Annotated in this window: 16 protein-coding genes and 1 pseudogene; 11 read left to right on the top strand and 6 right to left on the bottom strand. The window is 60.1% G+C overall.

The annotated features are described in order from the left end of the window. The 3 genes and pseudogenes from TU76_RS24960 to TU76_RS22375 form a co-directional block, all read right to left on the bottom strand. A pseudogene (locus TU76_RS24960) lies at positions 1–185 on the bottom strand (putrescine ABC transporter permease PotH); the annotation flags it as partial. Then, positions 182–1324 (bottom strand): ABC transporter ATP-binding protein, encoded by a 1143-nt coding sequence (locus tag TU76_RS22380; protein ID WP_019827396.1) that lies wholly within the window; start codon positions 1322–1324, stop codon positions 182–184. The gene TU76_RS22380 and the pseudogene TU76_RS24960, both read right to left, overlap by 4 nt. 214 nt (positions 1325–1538) lie before the next feature. After that, entirely contained in the window at positions 1539–2300 is a 762-nt protein-coding gene (locus TU76_RS22375) for a gamma-glutamyl-gamma-aminobutyrate hydrolase family protein (protein WP_048352531.1), read from the bottom strand. A gap of 278 nt (positions 2301–2578) precedes the next feature. On the opposite strand from TU76_RS22375, the gene TU76_RS22370 reads away from it, so the two are divergent. The 4 genes from TU76_RS22370 (at position 2579) to TU76_RS22355 (ending at position 7721) form a co-directional block, all read left to right on the top strand. Continuing rightward, positions 2579–3955: a glutamine synthetase family protein gene (locus tag TU76_RS22370; protein WP_046810697.1), complete on the top strand. Its 1377-nt coding sequence runs from the start codon at positions 2579–2581 to the stop codon at positions 3953–3955. A 182-nt stretch (positions 3956–4137) separates the two neighbouring features. Further along, the gene (locus TU76_RS22365) at positions 4138–5628 is read left to right on the top strand and encodes an aldehyde dehydrogenase (RefSeq protein WP_019827393.1); all 1491 of its coding nucleotides are present in this window, start codon (positions 4138–4140) and stop codon (positions 5626–5628) included. A gap of 52 nt (positions 5629–5680) precedes the next feature. Continuing rightward, a complete protein-coding gene (locus TU76_RS22360) occupies positions 5681–6964 on the top strand; it encodes an NAD(P)/FAD-dependent oxidoreductase (RefSeq protein WP_019827392.1) in 1284 nt (427 codons plus the stop codon). Positions 6965–7172: 208 nt separating this feature from the next. After that, positions 7173–7721: a cupin domain-containing protein gene (locus TU76_RS22355; RefSeq protein WP_046810696.1), complete on the top strand. Its 549-nt coding sequence runs from the start codon at positions 7173–7175 to the stop codon at positions 7719–7721. An 846-nt stretch (positions 7722–8567) separates the two neighbouring features. Here TU76_RS22355 and TU76_RS25685 read toward each other — a convergent pair. Beyond that, a complete protein-coding gene (locus TU76_RS25685) occupies positions 8568–8750 on the bottom strand; it encodes a hypothetical protein (RefSeq protein ID WP_231984118.1) in 183 nt (60 codons plus the stop codon). A 278-nt stretch (positions 8751–9028) separates the two neighbouring features. After that, positions 9029–10042, bottom strand: coding sequence for an aldo/keto reductase (locus TU76_RS22345; protein ID WP_037032627.1), 1014 nt, complete (start codon positions 10040–10042; stop codon positions 9029–9031). Between the two features lie 290 nt (positions 10043–10332). Here TU76_RS22345 and TU76_RS22340 point away from each other — a divergent pair, with 290 nt between their 5' ends. The 7 genes from TU76_RS22340 to TU76_RS22310 are packed head-to-tail and all read left to right on the top strand — an operon-like array spanning position 10333 to position 18551. Beyond that, positions 10333–10911 (top strand): helix-turn-helix domain-containing protein, encoded by a 579-nt coding sequence (locus tag TU76_RS22340; RefSeq protein ID WP_048352530.1) that lies wholly within the window; start codon positions 10333–10335, stop codon positions 10909–10911. A gap of 36 nt (positions 10912–10947) precedes the next feature. Beyond that, on the top strand, positions 10948–12087 hold the full coding sequence (locus tag TU76_RS22335; protein WP_048352529.1) for an LLM class flavin-dependent oxidoreductase: 1140 nt from the start codon (positions 10948–10950) through the stop codon (positions 12085–12087). Between the two features lie 20 nt (positions 12088–12107). Continuing rightward, positions 12108–13736, top strand: coding sequence for an ABC transporter substrate-binding protein (locus tag TU76_RS22330; RefSeq protein ID WP_019827386.1), 1629 nt, complete (start codon positions 12108–12110; stop codon positions 13734–13736). Next, positions 13729–14715: an ABC transporter permease gene (locus tag TU76_RS22325; protein ID WP_019827385.1), complete on the top strand. Its 987-nt coding sequence runs from the start codon at positions 13729–13731 to the stop codon at positions 14713–14715. Before TU76_RS22330 ends, TU76_RS22325 begins: the two co-directional genes overlap by 8 nt. Before the next feature lie 14 nt (positions 14716–14729). Next, the gene (locus TU76_RS22320) at positions 14730–15608 is read left to right on the top strand and encodes an ABC transporter permease (protein WP_046810693.1); all 879 of its coding nucleotides are present in this window, start codon (positions 14730–14732) and stop codon (positions 15606–15608) included. Further along, entirely contained in the window at positions 15605–17311 is a 1707-nt protein-coding gene (locus TU76_RS22315) for a dipeptide ABC transporter ATP-binding protein (protein WP_048352528.1), read from the top strand. Before TU76_RS22320 ends, TU76_RS22315 begins: the two co-directional genes overlap by 4 nt. A 16-nt stretch (positions 17312–17327) precedes the next feature. Beyond that, on the top strand, positions 17328–18551 hold the full coding sequence (locus TU76_RS22310) for an acyl-CoA dehydrogenase family protein (protein WP_048352527.1): 1224 nt from the start codon (positions 17328–17330) through the stop codon (positions 18549–18551). Positions 18552–18683: 132 nt separating this feature from the next. Here the strand turns inward: TU76_RS22310 and TU76_RS22305 are convergent, their stop codons facing one another. Then, on the bottom strand, positions 18684–19475 hold the full coding sequence (locus tag TU76_RS22305) for a type 2 periplasmic-binding domain-containing protein (protein ID WP_239660159.1): 792 nt from the start codon (positions 19473–19475) through the stop codon (positions 18684–18686). Positions 19476–19490 lie beyond the last annotated feature (15 nt).

Here is a 19490-nt window from a genome sequence, read left to right as displayed (position 1 = left end):
ACGTAGCTGTAGATCTCGGTATACGGCGGGATTGCGACGTCGGCTTCAGCAAAGCTGATCTTCAACACAATGAAGAACGGCAGCATGAAAAACAAAAACAGCCACAGGAATGGAATCCCGATGACCATCTGACGGCCACCGGGGGTTATTCGTTGCAGTCGGCGTTTAAGCTTTCGCATGTTCATGAGCGCAGTACCACGCCGCTGTCGTCTTCCCACCACACGTAGACTTCGTCATCCCAGGTAGGACGCGCGCCACGGCGCTCGGCGTTGGCCATGAACGACTGGACGATCTTGCCCCCGGGCAGTTCCACATAAAACACCGAGTGACCACCCAGGTAGGCGATGTCATGCACCTTGCCGTGGGACCAGTTGTAGGCCGACTCGGGCTTGAGGGTGCTGACCAGCATTTTTTCGGGGCGGATGGCGTAGGTAATCGATTTGTCCTGCAGCGACGTCGTCACGCCGTGGCCCACGTAGATCTTTTGATCCAGTTCCGGGCTGTGGATGATCGCGTAGCCCTCCTCGTCATCAATGACCGAACCGTCAAAGGAGTTCACGTTGCCGATGAACTCGCACACCATTCGGCTGACAGGCGCTTCATAGATGTCGACCGGGCTACCGATTTGAGCGATCCAGCCCAGGTGCATGATGGCGATACGCTCAGCCATGGTCATGGCTTCTTCCTGGTCATGGGTCACCATCACACAGGTCACGCCAACCCGCTCGATGATCTCCACCAGTTCCAGTTGCATCTGCGAGCGCAGTTTTTTGTCCAGCGCGCCCATCGGCTCATCGAGCAGCAGCAGTTTCGGGCGCTTGGCCAGCGAACGGGCCAGGGCCACGCGCTGACGCTGACCACCGGACAATTGGTGCGGCTTGCGTTTGGCGTACTGGGTCATGTGCACCAGTCGCAGCATTTCCTCAACGCGAGCCTCAATGTCACTGGCGGACAAACGGTCCTGCTTCAAGCCAAAGGCGATGTTCTGCGCCACCGTCATGTGCGGGAACAGCGCGTAAGACTGAAACATCATATTGATCGGCCGCTCGTAGGGCGGCATGTCAGTGATGTCTACACCGTCGAGGAAAATACGGCCCTCTGTTGGGCGCTCGAAGCCTGCCAGCATGCGCAGCAAGGTCGATTTTCCGGAGCCGGAACCTCCGAGCAGGGCGAAGATTTCACCTTGATGGATCTCCAGGGACACATCGTCAACAGCGATGGTTTCGTCGAACTTCTTGGTGACTCGATCGACTTTTACCAACACTTTTTTCGGTGCCTGGTGACCTTCAAGAGCCTTCCTATAGGTACTGGAGGCGTTTGCCATATGAAACTCCCAACAGGTTTCAGTCGCCAGGCCAACGCGGCCCGACTTAGTAGTGGATAACCCGCTGCGAACGGGCTTATTCGGCGCCGACCTTCCGGCAACCTGGTAGTACTTGTTGTTATCGCGGTGTGTTGTGGTGGGGAATGACACGCAAAGACCCGCCCACCTGCTTACGCAGACAGCCAAATCAATACGCGAAAATAAAAATCGTCAGTCAGCGCGAATAACGAAGAGATGCCCGTTGTCGGCATGCATCGCCAAACGCCTGAAAAATACTCAAGTAGACAGGATTGTCTTGAACCTGCCATTCCGGGTGCCATTGCACACCCACGGCAAACGCCTTGCTGGACTCGACGCTAACCGCCTCGATCAGTCCATCCGGTGCAACGGCTTCGGCACGCAGGCCAGGAGCAAGCCGATCAATACCTTGGCTGTGAATCGAATTGACCTGGAACGTTCGGGGCAAACCCAGCGCATCGAATACACCACCCGGCTGCACCTCAACCCCATGCGCCGGTGCGTACTGCACGGCCAGGTCCGGGTGATCCGCTTCGCGGTGATCGAGAAAGCCCGGGAGCTCGTGAACCTTCTGATGCAGGCTGCCACCGAACGCCACGTTCATTTCCTGAAACCCCCGGCAAATACCGAGCACCGGAACGCCCGCAGCAATGGCTGCACGCAACAGAGGAAGGGTTGTGGCATCGCGCGCCGGATCGTGATCCGTACCCGGAGCGCTGGCGGAACCTTGATAGTGGAACGGCTCCACATTCGAAGGCGAGCCCGTGAGCAACAGACCATCCAGATGAGCGAGCAGCTCATCTGTTTCGGTCAGTTGCGCCAGGGAAGGAATGATCACCGGTAACCCCAGCGAAGCGATGCTGACAGCACGCAAGTACTTGTCGCCGCTGACGTGGTAAGGGTGCAGGCCAATCTGTTTGACGCATGCAGTAACGCCGATCAATGGCTTGAGTGCCATTTTTATCACCTCGAAGTTTCACACTTGAACGAGCTTTTCCGGAGCTTAGTCTTGTTGATTTTAATTAACAACTCCAATGTAAAAAATCTAAAACACCTCAAGGCCAATCATCATCTCCGGCGCGCTTCAAACGGCTTATCCGGGACCAAAAAGCTCTTATACGGCCTTAAAAATAACGTTTTAAGACGAGGTGTTCGCTATTGACTTCACTAAACCTTTCGGATTGACTGAGCTCGTGAAAGGGCAGTGAACATAATAATTAACATAATAGGTGCATCATGTCAGTTCCCCTGCGCGCAGTTCAGCTCAATGAAGCGAACGCATTCCTTAAGAAATATCCTGAGGTTTTGTACGTCGACCTTCTCATTGCGGATATGAACGGCGTGGTGCGCGGCAAGCGCATCGAGCGCACCAGTCTCCACAAGGTTTACGAGAAAGGCATCAACCTGCCGGCCTCTTTGTTTGCGCTTGATATCAACGGTTCTACGGTGGAAAGCACCGGCCTGGGTCTGGATATCGGTGACTCGGACCGTATCTGCTACCCCATTCCCAATACCCTGTGCATCGAGCCCTGGCAGAAGCGCCCGACGGCACAATTGCTAATGACCATGCACGAACTCGAAGGCCAGCCTTTCTTCGCTGACCCGCGTGAAGTGCTGCGCCAGGTCGTTTCCAAATTCGATGACATGGGCCTGACGATATGTGCAGCCTTTGAACTCGAGTTCTACCTGATCGACCAGGACAACGTGAACGGCCGCCCGCAATCGCCACGGTCACCGGTGTCAGGCAAGCGTCCAATGTCGACCCAGGTGTACTTGATCGATGACCTGGACGAATACGTTGACTGCCTCCAGGACATTCTTGAAGGCGCGAAAGAACAAGGCATTCCGGCTGACGCCATCGTCAAGGAAAGTGCCCCGGCCCAGTTCGAAGTCAACCTGCATCACGTGTCCGACCCCATCAAGGCCTGCGACTACGCGGTACTGCTCAAGCGTCTGGTGAAAAACATCGCCTACGACCATGAGATGGACACCACCTTCATGGCCAAGCCGTATCCGGGCCAGGCGGGCAACGGGCTGCACGTGCACATTTCGATTCTCGACAAAGAAGGCAACAACATCTTTGCCAGCGAGGATCCCGAGCAGAACGCCGCATTGCGTCACGCCATCGGCGGTGTGCTGGAGACCCTGCCCGCGCAGATGGCCTTCCTTTGCCCGAACGTGAACTCATACCGTCGTTTCGGTGCACAGTTCTATGTACCGAACTCGCCAAGCTGGGGCATCGATAACCGTACCGTGGCGGTGCGTGTGCCAACCGGTTCTGCCGATTCGGTGCGCATCGAACACCGCGTCGCCGGCGCCGATGCCAACCCGTATCTGCTGATGGCCTCTGTGCTGGCCGGCATTCACCATGGCCTGACCAACGAAATCGAGCCGGGCCCACCGGTAGAAGGCAACAGCTACGAGCAGAACGAACAGAGCCTGCCGAACAACCTGCGTGACGCATTGCGCGAACTGGACGACAGCGAAGTCATGGCCAAGTACATCGACCCGCTGTACATCGACGTATTCGTCGCCTGCAAGGAAAGCGAACTCGCCGAGTTCGAGAACTCCATCTCGGACCTTGAGTACAACTGGTACTTGCACACCGTTTGATCGACCCGCCTCCTGTGGGAGCCGGGCTTGCCCGCGATGACGTCGGCACATCCAGCATAGATGTCGTCTGACACAGCGCTATCGCGGGCAAGCCCACTCCCCCGGTGCCTGTGCGTTTCGAATCGTAGAGGGGTCGACTCCGCGTCCCGCGACCCCATTTCCCACTGTATCGAGTCACTCCAATGGCAAACACTCGCAGTGACTGGGAGCAACGCTTTCAGTCTTTGACACTAGAAGGCCGGGCATTCATTGATGGTCAATACCGCCCCGCACTCAGCGGCGAAACCTTCGAATGCATGAGCCCGGTGGACGGTCGCTTTCTGGCGAACGTCGCCAGCACCGACGAAGCCGACGCCAATGCGGCGGTGATCGTTGCTCGCAAGGCGTTTGAATCCGGCGTCTGGGCCAGGCTCGCCCCGGCTGAGCGCAAACGCATCCTGATTCGTTTTTCCGACTTGATTCTGGCCAACCAGGAAGAACTGGCGCTGCTGGAAACCCTGGACATGGGCAAGCCCATCAGCGACTCCATGACCATCGATATCCCGGCGACCGCCAACGCGATTCGCTGGAACGCCGAAGCCATCGACAAAATCTACGACGAAGTCGCGCCCACCCCCCACGATCAACTGGGTCTCATCACCCGTGAGCCTGCAGGTGTTGTCGCGGCCATCGTGCCGTGGAACTTTCCGCTGATCATGGCCAGCTGGAAGTTCGCCCCGGCCTTGGCGGCAGGCAACTCGTTCATCCTCAAACCGTCTGAAAAATCGCCACTCACGGCGATCCGTATCGCTCAGCTGGCACTGGACGCCGGTATCCCAAAAGGCGTGTTCAACGTCCTGCCGGGCTTGGGGCACACCGTCGGCAAAGCGCTTGCGTTGCACATGGACGTCGACGTCCTGGCCTTCACCGGCTCGACAGCCATTGCCAAGCAACTCCTGATCTACGCGGGCCAGAGCAACATGAAGCGGGTGTGGCTCGAGGCGGGCGGCAAGAGCCCTAACGTGGTGTTTGCCGACGCGCCGGATTTGCCCGCCGCCGCGCAAGCAGCCGCCAGCGCCATTGCCTTTAACCAGGGCGAAGTCTGCACCGCAGGTTCGCGCCTCCTGGTGGAGCGATCGATCCGCGAGCAATTCATTCCCTTACTGGTGCAGGCCTTGCAAGCCTGGAAACCGGGGCATGCCCTGGACCCGGCGACCACCGTGGGTGCCGTCGTCGATCAGCGCCAAATGGAATCCGTGCTGCGCTACATCCAGATCGGCAAGGACCAGGGTGCACAACTCATCACAGGCGGCAATCGCACCCTCGAAGACACTGGAGGCCTGTACGTGGAACCGGCCATTTTTGACGGTGTGACCAACGCCATGACCATCGCCCGGGAAGAGATCTTTGGCTCGGTACTGTCGCTGATCACCTTCGACACCGAGCAGCAAGCGCTGGAGATAGCCAATGACTGCATCTACGGCCTGGCCGCAGGCGTATGGACCAGCAACTTGAGCAAGGCCCACACCTTTGCTCGCGGCTTGCGCGCCGGCAGCGTATGGGTCAACCAGTACGACGGCGGCGACATGACGGCACCGTTTGGCGGGTTCAAACAGTCGGGTAATGGTCGGGATAAGTCGCTGCACGCGTTCGACAAATACACCGAGCTCAAGGCCACCTGGATCAAGCTCTAACACCTTTACGGCGGCTGTTGCCCACACGTGTCGACAGCCATCGGAGAAACGTATGAAACACACACATATCAACAGCTACTACGCCGCGACCCGCAACCACACGGGCGACTTCCCGACCCTTGAAGAGCAGGTGGAATGCGATGTCTGCGTGATCGGCGCGGGCTACACCGGCCTGTCCTCAGCCCTGTTCCTCGCCGAGGCTGGTTACAGCGTCACCGTGCTCGAAGCCGCCAAAGTCGGCTTCGGTGCCAGCGGTCGCAACGGCGGCCAACTGGTCAACTCCTACAGCCGTGACGTGGATGTCATCGAATCACGCTACGGCGACAAGACAGCCGAAGTGCTTGGCAGCATGATGTTTGAAGGCGCCGACATCATCCGTCAGCGTATCCAGCACTACGACATCCAGTGTGATTACCGTCCGGGCGGTATCTTTGCGGCGCTGAACAAAAAGCAGCTCAAAGGCCTGACCGAGCAAAAAAACAGTTGGGAACGCTACGGCAACCAAAACCTGACACTGCTCGATGCACACGACATCAAGCGTGAAGTGGGTTGCGACAACTACGTGGGCGGCCTGCTGGACATGCAGGGCGGACACATCCACCCGCTGAACCTGGCACTCGGCGAAGCCTCGGCAATCATCGGCCTGGGCGGCAAGATCTTCGAGCAATCGGCCGCAGTCGAAATCACTTACGGCGAGCCGATCACCGTGCGCACCGCCAAAGGGGTGGTTCGGGCCAAGTACCTGCTGATCGCGGGCAACGCCTACCTGCCGCAAGACCTCGACAGTCGCGTGACCAGCAAAAGCATGCCCTGCGGTTCGCAAATTGTCGTGACAGAGCCGCTGGCGGAAAACGTCGCCCGAAGCCTGATCACCCACAACTACTGCGTTGAAGACTGCAACTACCTGCTCGACTACTACCGCCTGACGGCCGACAACCGCCTGCTGTACGGCGGCGGCGTGGTCTACGGTGCCCGCGAGCCGGACGACATCGAGCAACTGATCAAGCCGAAGATTCTCAAGACCTTCCCGCAATTGAAGGACGTGAAGATCGATTACCGCTGGACCGGCAACTTCCTGTTGACCATGTCACGCATGCCGCAATTCGGGCGAATCGAGAAAAACGCCTACTACATGCAAGGCTACAGCGGCCACGGCGTCACCTGCTCGCACCTGGCGGGCAAACTGATTTCTGAAATGATCCGCGGCGACGCCGAGCGTTTCGATGCGTTTGCCTCGTTGCCGCACATGCCCATGCTCGGTGGCCGGACCTTCCAGGTACCGCTGACTGCCATGGGCGCTGCGTATTACGCAATGCGCGACCGTTTCGGGATCTAGCTGCGCCCCTTGTGGCAGCGGGCTTGCCCGCTCCCACAAGGCAATCAGGAAAGGCCTGGGCTATTCACCGAACCTGCTGAGCAACACGAACAAACGTGATTTAATAGTCGCCTTTCACGATTCTGGGACAGGGGTTCGGTGCGATTTGCAGCATCCGTCGACCGCCATCTCCCCCATCACCCTTAAGTAGTTTTCACATAAGGCTGTCATGGACACGGGCTCACGACTCAAATTAGTACGCGAAAGCTACAAAATGTCCCAGCGCGAGCTGGCCCGGCGTAGCGGCGTCACCAATGCCACCATTTCCCTGATCGAACAGAATCGCGTCAGTCCTTCTGTCAGCTCCCTCAAAAAGTTGCTGGAAGGCATCCCCATGTCTCTGGCTGACTTTTTCACCTTCGACCAGCCACCCCGCGAACACCAATACGTCTTCCGCGCCAATGAACAGCCGGACCTGGGGCGTGATGGCTTGCGGTTGCTGCTGATTGGTGCCTCAGTGCCGGGCCGGCAGATGCGGTTATTGCGCGAGCAATACGCGCCGGGCGCAAGCTCTGGAGAAGAGCCGATCGTGCACGCCGAAGGGGAAGAATGCGGACTGGTTGCCCGCGGCACGGTAGAACTCACCGTGGACGGGCAAATCAGCATATTGAATGCCGGGGACGGCTATTACTTCCCGACCACCCTGCCCCATCGCTTTCGCAATATTGGCGCGGATGAGGCAGAGATCATCAGCGCCAATACACCGGCCAACTTTTAAGCCACCCAAGCTTTGTGGGAGCCGGCTTGCCTGCGACGCAAGCGCTGCGGGCTGGCAGGCATATCGCGGTGATGCTATCGCGAGCGGGCTCGCTCCCACAGCTGTGATCGTTTCAGTAATGTGCATGGGCACAATGCGCGAATATTTTAGTCATTTATCCAGCCTGTAAAATCACCGTTTTTTGCACTCAATCTTGGTGTAGGACAATTCATAACTCCAACCCTAAAAAATTCAACACCACTACAGGCGCATCCCACAGAACGGTCGGAATAGAATGATATAAGACCTTCTATTTAAAGCTCTATGCTCGCCAAAAAAACTGGATGGCATATGAAAACACTCTCAGTCATATTAATACTCATCACACTTTCCGCTTGTAAAAACGTCCATTTTTTCCCTAAAGGGTACGGCCCGGAACTGGCCTACAAATGCCAGACAGACCCATACAGTCCTGATTGTTTGCAACCGCCGCCAGTTCTCAAGAGCCCGTGAATAGACAAGCCATTGGCCAATGATGGTAAAAAATGACAGTTAAAACCTCCATTCAAAAAATTGCACACCATTAGGCAGCTCCTTCACCAGCCTGTCCTTTGGCTTTGAAATTCGACCAGGAACGAACCCGAAACGGGCCCAGCACGGATTGCCTGTGCGCTGATCATAAATGACCAAATTCCCATCATTTTGAATAACCATACAGGCGTTATACCAAAGTGATTTATCCCTTGTATGAGTACTTTCAGCAATCCATAAACGCCTTCTGGATGGGTCATAAAGAAAAACGTTATTACTAACCACAAAGTGAAGAGGCTCGCGAATTTTTTTCCTGTATACAGTTCTTCTGTAAATCTAACTGCCATCTGCAACCCAGACGACAACCTCACCGTCCTTGATAACCAAATGCCCATCCGCTTGCAGTAGTAATCGAAACTGTCCGTTCTCAGATACCAGATATTGCCCCGGCGACATTGTTTGATTGGGCGGCAGCAAGATCGAGCCACTTGCTTGAAACGGGGTGAATTTAACAATCATATTTGTCCTTGCTTAATGAGTTCATGAGCCCTCATTAAATCAGGCGCAAATACCGAAATGGCCATGCCTATATAACTGCTTGGTAAAATCTCACACTACAGAGATCACGAGCCCGTTACAGGAGTCAGGCCAGATACATAAATAAACGGTACTTATTCAGTACCGTTTATTGATTTCTTATGGCCAACGGTCAATCAAGGAGACTTTAACTGGCAGGCAAATCGCGGTGATGCTATCGCGAGCAGGCTCGCTCCCACATGAGTCTTGCTGCTGTCTGTCTAGACCCGCGACCGGCGCCCAAAAAACGGATGGCTCGGGTCGTTGTAGCCCGGTGTCGATGAGTGTCCCGTCACCACCAGATCATTGATAAACGCTTCGTCCTGCGCGGTGAAGGTGTAGTTCAACGCCGGCACGTAGTCTTCCCATTGCTGTTCGGTACGCGGACCGGCAATGGCCGAGGTGATCAGCTTGTTGTTCAACACCCACGCCAAGGCAAACTGGCCTGCGGTGATGCCTTGCCCCTCGGCGTAGTCGCGAATGCGCTGGGCCAGGTTCAGAGACTCGGGGCGCCACTCGGTCTGTTGCAGGCGTGGGTCGTTTCGCCCGGCACGAGTGTCCTGGCCAGGGGCCTGATTGGGGTCGTATTTACCCGTCAACACGCCACGGGCCAACGGGCTGTAAGAGATCACGCCAATGCCGTAATGCTCGGCCGCCGGCAGGTGCTCGATTTCAATCTGGCGGTTGGCCAGGTTGTACAGCGGCTGGCTCACGCTGGGGCGCTGAATGCCCAGCAGGTCGGCGCTGCGGCTGAATTCGGCCAGCTTCCAGCCCCGATGGTTGGACAGCCCGTACCCGCGAATCTTGCCCGCCCGGATCAGGTCATCAAGAGCACGCAGCGTCTCGTCCACCGGCGTGTCGTGGTCTTCACGGTGCAGGTAAAACAGGTCGATATAGTCGGTGTTCAGGCGCTTGAGACTGGCTTCTGCCGAAGCGATGACGTTCTGACGCGAAGCACCACTGTTGTTCGGCCCGCTACCACCCGGGTCGGGATTGACGAACTTGGTCGCCAGCACCCATTGCTGGCGGCGCTCGCCGATCAAGCGGCCGACCACCTCTTCCGAAGCACCACCGTTGTAGCCGTTGGCGGTATCGATGGAGTTGATGCCCTGCTCAAACGCGCGGTCGGTGATACGCCGGGCGACGTCGTCCGGGGTCTGCCCGCCGAACATCATGGTGCCCAGGGTGATGGGCGAAACCTTCACACCGTTGCGGCCCAGGTTGCGGTACTGAATGTCGCTCATGATGACTCCCTGCGTGGTGATCGTGAAATCGAATGGCGCAAACATTAGTCAGCGTGGCTGGGGCGGTCAACGCCCAACGAGGCATAACCATAGAGCGGTTTTGTCAGGTCTTCCCTTATTCTCAAACGATCTTTAAACGTCTGAATTAATTATTTATGGATCTAAAAAACCCTCGGTAATCTCATGACTTTTCGGACCGCATGAAAAGGAATCATCATGAGCCGTCGCCCCCATGGCCCTGACTATTCACCTGCACTCACTCACGTTGCAGGCTCGCGCCCATGAATATCCCTACCGGTTTTCTCGACAGCAGCGGCAGCATCCCTTTTAGCCTGCCCGAGCGCGACCACCAGGGCGATGACCCTGTCGCCCAGCGTATCAGCCAGAACCTTCGCCGCTTGCGTGACAAGCGCCAGGTGTCCCTGGAAGTGCTGGCGCATGCCAGCGGGGTCAGGCGGGCGATGATCGCGCAGATTGAAGCGGGCCGCAGTTTTCCCTCGGTCAAAGTGCTGTGCAAGGTGGCGGGCGCACTCAACGTCTCGATCGCCGAGTTTCTCGATCCCTGCACCATTGTCCGCCGCGCCCTGCCCCCCGAGCACGGTGAAACGAAGGTGGAGTTCCATGAGCTGCGCCTGAGCCCGCAAGCCCGGCAAAACGTGCCCGGCAACCCCCACAGCGGGCAAAAAAACCTGGTGGTCGCTCAAGGCACTGTGGAGCTGACCATCAATGACGAACACTTCGTCCTGCACGCTGGCGATTCAATCCTGTTCCACACCGAACAGCCCCCCACCTGCCACAACCCGCTCAACAGCGAAGCCGTTGCCTATTTGGTGACCAGCCCTGCGCAAGTGCAGGAATAGCCCGTTTTTGCCTACCCACTGCCAGGAGCGTTCGCCTTGTCACGTCAGCTATCCCCTCTGGATTTCCCTGAAAGCCCTCTGTCCCGTGCCTTCGAACAACCGTTGTTTCTGGGCCTGTTCCTGCCGGTGCAGTCGGGTGGCTGGAGCCCTTCTGCTCTGCCGCGCAGCACCACCTGGACATTCGACTACAACCGCCAGTTGACCCTGCGCGCCGAAGCGCTGGGCTTCGACCTGGTGTTCGCCCTGGCCGAATGGCTGGGCAAGGGCGGCTACGGTGGCGATATCCGCTACCACGACGAGTCCCTGGATGCCTTCATCACCCAGGCAGCACTGGCGTCGGTGACCGAGCGGATCTTGCTGATTTCCACCCTGCACGTGCTCTACGGCCCCTGGCATCCGCTGCATCTGGCCAAGTTCGGCGCCACCCTGGACCACATCAGCAAAGGCCGTTGGGGTCTGAACCTGGTGACCGGCCACCGGCATCGCGAACACCGGCGTTTTGGGCAGGCCCCCATCGAACATGATCAGCGTTATCGCCAGGCCGATGAGTTTATCCGTGTAGTGCAGGAGCTTTGGCACAGTCAGGACAACGTCGATTTCAGCGGCGATCATTACAATCTGGAAGAGGCCTACATCAGCGTCAAACCAAGCTTCGGCCGCCCGGTGCTGGTCAACGCCACCGGCTCACCCGCAGGCATCGATTTCGCTGCCCGCCACTCCGACATCGTGTTTACCACCAGCCCCGGCAGTGCCGAAATCGAGAACGCGCTGGACAAGCTGCCCGAGCATTTACAGCGGATAAAACATGCGGCCCGCGGCTATGGCCGTCAGGTACGCACCCTGATCAACCCTCTGGTGATTTGCCGCGACAGCGATGCCGAAGCCTGGGAAGTCCACGCCGCGATTACCGCCGCAGGCGACCCTGGCGCACTGGAAGGCCATGCCCGCGAAGCCAGCGATGCCCATGCCTGGCGCGGCCACCAACCGGCAGAGCGTTACGTGGGCGGCAATATCCAGCTGGTCGGCAGCCCCGAGACCGTGGTGCGCGACATCATTCGCCTGAAAGAAGCCGGTATCGATGGCCTGCAACTGAGTTTCTTCGATTTCGCCCCCGACCTTGAACAGTTTGGCGAGCGCGTTTTGCCGCTTTTGCGCCAGGCCGGCTTACGCCGCTAACCCACCCCAGGATGACCGCCATGCCCTTTACCCGTCGTCAATTTGTTGTTGGCCTGTCTGCCCTGTCCGCACTCGGCGCCAGCATTCCGTTCCTGCCCTCAGCCCTGGCCGACGCGACGGGCGAAGCCGTCAGCGGGCGGCGGGTATTCAACCTGTTGATCAACCCCGAGCCACCTTCGCTGAGTTCGTTCAACACCACCGCGGGCACCAGCGTCACGGCCAGCAGCAAGGTGCTGGAGGGGCTGCTCACGTATGACGAAAACCTCAACGCCCGCCCTGCACTGGCGACCGCCTGGGAGGCTGCACCCGATGGCCTGAGCTACCGCTTCACCCTGCGCGAAGGCGTCAAATGGCATGACGGCGAGCCCTTCACCTCGGCTGACGTAGCCTTCTCCCTGGACCTGATCAAGCGCTTCCACCCTCGTGGCTCCAGCACCTTTGCCAACCTTGAACGGGTCGACACTCCCGACGATCACACCGCCATCGTCCACTTGAGCAAGCCTGCGCCCTATCTGATCCGAGGCTTTGCCGGCGGAGAAACGCCGATCCTGCCAAAGCATCTCTACGCTTCAGGCGATCCCCTGAGCAACCTGCACAACAATGCCCCGGTGGGCACCGGCCCCTTCCGCTTCAAGCGCTGGGAACGTGGCAGCTTTATCGAATACGAACGCAACCCGCAGTACTGGGATCCGGCGGCAACCGTGGTCGATACCCTGATCCTAAAGGTCATCCCGGACGGCGCCGCCCGCATGGCCGCCTTCGAAAACGGCACGCTGGATGCCGGCGGGCAAAGCCCGGTCCCCCTCAGCGAGCTGGACCGCCTGACCAAATCCGGCCGACTGAAGGCCACAACCCGGGGCTATCGCTACACCATTACCCCGACCATTCTTGAGTTCAACCTTGACCACCCGCTGCTGTCACGCCTCGAAGTCCGCCAGGCGATTGCCCATGCCCTGGACCGCGAAGTCATCCGCAAAGTGGTGTATTACGGCTACGCCGAAGCCAGCTATTCGCCCATTCCCAAAAGCTTCGCCAACTACGTCTACGAAGGCCCCAACCCGTACCCCTTCGACACCGAGGCCGCCAACGCACTGCTGGACAAGGCGGGGCTGACAAAAAAAGGCCCCTGGCGTTTCAGCCTGACCCTCGACCCGCTGCCCTACGGCGACAGCTACAGCCGCACCGCCACCTATGTGCGCAGTGCACTGGCACGCATTGGCATCGAAGTGAAGCTGCGCGCCCAGGACTTCCCCACCTACATCAAGCGCATCTACACCGACCGCGACTTTGATTTCGCGGTGGTCGGCATGGGCACCCTGTACGACCCCACCGTCGGTGTTCAACGCCTGTACTGGTCGAAGAACTTTCGCAAGGGGGTGCCCTTCTCCAACGGCACCCACTACAACAACCCCGAGGTGGACCGCCTGCTGGAAAGCGCCGCCGTGGAGACCGACGAGCAAAAACGCGGCGATCTGTTCAAGGCATTCCAGAAAATCGTGATCGAAGAAGTGCCCTCCATCACCCTGGTGATGCAGCAACAGGTCTCGGTCTACAACACGCGGGTCAGCGGCTTCGAAGACGACGCCAACGGCCTGGACAGCAGCCTGGCCAATATCAGCCTGGCCGCCGCAGGGGGCGAGCATGCTTGAACGGCGCAGAATGTGGCGCCTGTCGAGGCGCACCTTATGGCAAGCCATCCCCACCGTGATCGGCATCCTGGTACTTAATTTTCTGCTGCTGCGGCTGATCCCCGGCGACGCGGTAGACGTGCTGGCCGGTGAATCCGGGGGCGCCAGCGCCGAGACGCTGATCCAGTGGCGCAGCCATTTCGGCCTGGACTTGAGCCTGGTGGACCAACTGCAGCGCTACCTCGGTCAACTGGCCCATCTGGACCTGGGCCTGTCGCCACGCTTCAACCTGCCGGTCAGCCAACTGGTGCTGGATCGACTGCCCAACACCCTGCTGCTGATGGTCGGCGCACTGGGCCTGGCACTGGCCATCGGGATTGCTGCCGGGACCGCAATGGCGACCTGGGTCGGGCGCTGGCCCGACCGTGTGTTGTCGCTGGCGGTTCTGCTGCTCTATTCCACGCCGGGGTTCTGGATCGGCCTGATGGCGGTGTTGCTGTTCTCGGTAAAACTGGGCTGGTTGCCCAGCAACGGTTTCCAGACCCTGGGCCTGAACCTCAATGGCCCGGCCTGGCTGCTCGACCGGCTGCAACACGCTGTGCTGCCCGTACTGGCCCTGGCCACGTTTTATATCGCCCTGTATGCCCGCCTGACCCGCGCCGCGATGCTTGAAGTGCAGCGCCAGGACTACGTGCGCACCGCTCGCGCCAAGGGGCTGGCGCCTTGGCGGGTGGTGTCGCGGCACGTGTTGCGCAACGCCCTGCTGCCCGTCTCGACCCTGGCCGGGCTGCATTTTGCCGCCCTGCTTGGTGGCGCTGCCGTCACCGAAACCCTGTTTGGCTGGCCCGGCCTGGGCCGCCTCACCCTGGAGGCGGTGATGTCCCGCGACTACAACCTGCTGCTGGGCATCCTGCTGCTGTCATCGATGCTGGTGGTGGTGATCAACATCGCCGTAGACCTGCTGCAAGCCTGGCTCGACCCCCGTATCCAGGCCGACTGAAAAGGAGCTGCCCCATGACCACTGCCGTGCTGCAAAGCGCCCCGACCGGCTACAGCGAAAGCGTCTGGACGGCCCTGTTTCGTAACCCTTCGGCACTGATCGGCGCGACGATGCTGGCGCTGGTGCTCACTCTGGCGCTGTTGGCCGGCACGCTCTACCCCGGCGATCCGCTGGACATGGTGGCCATGCCGATGCTCTGGCCCGGCGACGACCCTGGCTACTTTCTGGGCAGCGATTCACTGGGCCGCGACGTGGCTGCAGGGATCGCTCACGGCGCCCGGGGCTCCTTATTGATTGCCGCCAGCGCCACCCTGATCAGCGTGTTGATCGGCGGGCTGGTCGGTGCCTTGGCCGGCTACCACGGCGGCAAGCTGGGGGATGTGTTGATGCGCATCTGCGAAGTGTTCCAGACCGTGCCGTCGTTTTTGCTGGTGATCGTCATCGTGGCCATCGGCAACCCGACACTGGGGATCATCGCGCTGGCGATCGGCATCTCCTCATGGCCAACGGTCGCACGGCTGGTGCGCGCCGAATTCCGTACTTTGCGCGAAGCCGACTTCGTCACCGCCGCCCGCAGCCTGGGCTTCAGCAATAGCGCCATCATCCTGCGCGAAATTCTGCCCAACGCCCTCGCGCCGCTGGTGGTCACCACCTCGATCCTGATCGCCCAGGCGATTCTGGTGGAGGCCGGACTGGCCTTTCTGGGCATGAGCGATCCGAACCAAGCCAGCTGGGGCGCCATGCTCGGCAGTGGTCGCGAACAGATCGCCAGCGGCTGGTACCTGACCGCCCTGCCGGGGCTGGCAATCATCTTCGTGGTACTGGCCCTCAACCTTCTGGGCGACGGTCTTAACGACGCCCTCAACCCTCGCCTGCGACGGTATATCCCATGAGCCTTCTGGACGTACGCGGTTTGCGCGTGAGCTACGACAATGCCGATGCGGTAAAAGACCTGAGTTTCACGTTGCAGGCTGGCGAGACCCTGGCACTGGTGGGTGAATCCGGCTGCGGCAAATCCACCACGGCCCTGGCGCTGATGGGCCTGCTGCCGGACAACGCCCAGCTGGGCGGCCAGGTCTTGTTTGAAGGCCAGGACCTGCTGAGCATCGCGCCCCGGCAGATGCGCCAGTTGCAAGGCAACGCACTGGGGATGATTTTTCAGGACCCGCTGTCCAGCCTCAACCCGGTATTGACCCTGGGTGAACAGGTGGCCGAAAACCTGCTGGCGCACACCGACCTCACCCGTCGCCAGGCCTGGAAGCGCGCCGAAGAACTCTTTGCGCTGGTGCAACTGCCCCGCCCCGCGGCGCACCTGCGCGAGTACCCGCAACATTTGTCCGGTGGCCAGCGCCAGCGGGTTGTGATTGCCATGGCGATTGCCTGCCAGCCGCGCCTGTTGATCGCCGACGAGCCGACCACCGCGCTGGATGTGAGCGTGCAAGCGCAAATCCTCGAATTGCTGGCGCGATTGCGCGGTGAACTGGGTATGGGCCTGCTGTTGATCACTCATGATCTGGGCGTGGTTGGCCAGCACGCCGACCGGGTGATCGTGATGCATGACGGTCACGCGCTGGAAAGCCAACCGACCCGCGCCCTGATCGATCGCCCGCAACACCCCTACAGTCGCGGCCTGCTTCAGGCTTCGCTGGGAGCGGAACATGACCAGCACTACCTGAACAACCGCCTGGCCGAAATCAACATCGAGCGCCAGCCCGGCCAGGCCACGCGCTACAGCGTCAACAGCAGCCACTACGGGCCGGGGCGCAAGCCACGGGCACCCGCCGGCAACCCGGCGCTGCTCAAGGTCAGCGACCTGACCACCGGCTACGGCGACAGCACTGTGCTCAACCGCATCAGCCTGGAAGTGGGCGAGCGCGAAAGCGTGGGGCTGGTCGGCGAATCGGGCTGCGGCAAGTCGACCCTCAGCCGCACCCTGCTGCGCTTGCTGCCTGCACGCAGCGGCACAGTCGAGTTCGACGGGCGCGACATCGCCAGCCTCGCCGGTGAGGAGCTGCTGGGCTGGCGACGTCAGGTGCAAATGATTTTCCAGGACCCCTATGCCGCGCTCAATCCACGCCACAGCGTGGAGACCATTCTCGACCGCGTGCAGCGCCTGCACGGGCAAAACGACCCAGGGCAGCGCCAACAGGCACGCCTGGCAATGCTCGATGCCGTCGGTCTTGCGCGCAGCAGTCTGGCGCGTCTGCCCCACCAGTTCTCCGGCGGCCAGCGCCAGCGTATCGGCATTGCCCGGGCGCTGATCCTCAAGCCCCGGCTGGTGATCTGCGACGAGCCGGTGTCGGCACTGGATGTCTCGACCCAGGCCCAGATTCTTAACTTGCTGGTGGAACTGCGTGAAGAGCTGGGCCTGTCCTACCTGTTTATCTCCCACGACCTGTCGGTGGTGCGCTATTTCGCCGACCGGATCCTGGTGATGGAGCAAGGGCAGATTGTCGAGCAAGCCACCCCGCACACCCTCTGGCACTCACCCCGGCACCCTTACACCCGTCGCCTGTTGGCGGCGATACCGGGCGCTGCGGCGCCGAGCCCCCCACCCCTGCCTGTATCCGGCCTGCGCTTTGCCGTTGGCTGGTAATTCCAAGGAGCATCACATGTCACAAATAGACTCAGCCTGGGGCGCCGTCCCCTCGGCCGGATACGAAGACCTGGCGCAACGTTTTCGCCCCCTGTTCGCCCGGATTCGCGAGGGTGCCGTGGATCGCGAACTGGAGCGGCGCTTGCCGATCCAGGAACTGCAATGGCTCAAGGAAGCAGGTTTCACCACGGTTCGCGTACCCAAGGCATACGGCGGTGCGGGCGCCAGCCTGCCCGAACTGTTCAACCTGCTGATCGAACTGGCCGAGGCCGACTCGAACCTGGTGCAGTCGTTGCGCGGGCACTTTGGTTTTTGCGAAAACCTGCTCAACAGCCGCGACCGTGAGTATCAGGGCATTTGGCTGGAGCGACTGGGCCGTGGCGAGACCGTCAGCCCGGCGTCCGGCGAAGTGGGCAACGCCAAACAGCTTGAGTTCGGCACCCGCCTGAGCCTGCACGGGGGCCATTGGCAACTGAGCGGCAGCAAGTTCTACACCACGGGTGCGCTGTATGCCGACTGGGTCGATGTCAGCGCCAACAACCCTGATGAACAGCGGGTCTCGGTGATCGTACGCACCAGCGACCCCGGGGTTGAAATCATTGATGACTGGAACGGTTTCGGCCAGACCCTGACCGCCAGCGGCACGACCCATTTTCGCGAAGTGCCGGTCGATCCGATCAACGTCATCCTGGCTGAAAATCGCTTTCGCTATTCACCGGCTTTTTACCAGACCGTGCACACCGCGACCCTGGCCGGAATTGGCCGGGCGCTGGCCGCAGAGACGGCCGGGCACGTGGCCAGGCGCACCCGCAGCTTCAGCAGCGGCAATGCCCCGCGCGTGGCTCAGGATCCACAAGTGCTGCAAGTCGTGGGCAACCTGCGCAGCGCGGCCTACACCGCGGGAGCCATCACGGCACTGAACGCACAGGCCCTGCAACGCGCCCATGAAGCGAGTCTGAGCGACGACGAACAGGCCCTGACCCTGGCGGTGAACATCGCGGAACTGGAAGTGGCGCAATCACAAACCATCGTTTCAGACCTGATCATCAAGGCCAGTGGCGATTTGTTCGATGCGCTGAGTGCATCGGCCACCCTCAAGCCATTGGGGCTGGACCGTTTCTGGCGTAATGCGCGGACGTTGTCGTCCCACAACCCGCGTATCTACAAGAGCCGGATCGTGGGGGACTTTGCGGTCAACGGCACACCGCCGCCTGCGCAATGGCGCATTGGTGTAGCGTAGACCCCGCACACCTGTAGACACTCTGTTGCCAGTCAACCCTCCCTGTGGGAGCGAGCCTGCTCGCGAAGTTCGTTCGCGAGCAGGCTCGCTCCCACAGTTGAAGTTTCCTTCAGACCTTGTAGCCGCCAAGGCTCAATGACACACCAGCCCATCCCCAATCTTCAGGCTGTCCACCAACAAGGCATTACTGCGCACATCCCAGGCGCGGGTCTGGCCGCCACGGGCCTGCCAGTCATGCAACGCCGCATTGATCAGCGCCCGGCTCTGTTTGTCAGTTCGGCTCAGGTATACCCGTACATCACTGCTCGCCTTTAATGTCTGCGGCAACACCGTATAGAAACGCCAGTCCGGCGCCTGTGCAAGCGCCTGCAAGCTGTTGCGCTCTTCAGCCAACAGGTTGCACTCGCCCGCCATAAACGCCACCGCGGCACGAATCGACGACACATAGGTTCGCAACTCGGCACCCTGTTGCGTCAAGGTTTGCGCCCAGGGACTGCCGACGGCAATGCACACGCTTTGCCCCTGTATCGGGCGCCGAGGCGCATTGCGCAAGCCAATCAACGCCCCCTCCCGGTACTGCACCGGCAACTTGCGCAAACTCGCCACCCGATCAGCCGCCACAGGCAGTTTCAAGCTCCCGGCTATCACCAGATCGACGCTGCCATCATTCAAGTTGGTCGTATCGGGCAATGCCTGCAGTTGCACCTTTAAGCCAAGGTAAGCCCCCAGGGCTTCGGCCAACTGACTGTCCAGTTCATCCGGCTCGGCAACCAGGGCTTCCTGTCCCAGGGTCGGGCGCGGATAACTGCGTACGCCCACGCGCAGCACCTGGCGCTGTTCGGCCGCCTGCAGCAGCGGCCCCCGGGGCATATCGCCCGGTGCCGCCGGCCATTGCCAGGCGACCAGCGCCACTGCGCCAGTCACCACTGCCGCCAACCA

The sequence above is a fragment of the Pseudomonas psychrophila genome (assembly GCF_001043005.1).
Classification (GTDB): Bacteria; Pseudomonadota; Gammaproteobacteria; order Pseudomonadales; family Pseudomonadaceae; genus Aquipseudomonas; species Aquipseudomonas psychrophila.
The sequence above is the reverse complement of the archived record's forward strand: the minus strand, read 5'-3'. Positions and strand labels throughout refer to the sequence as shown.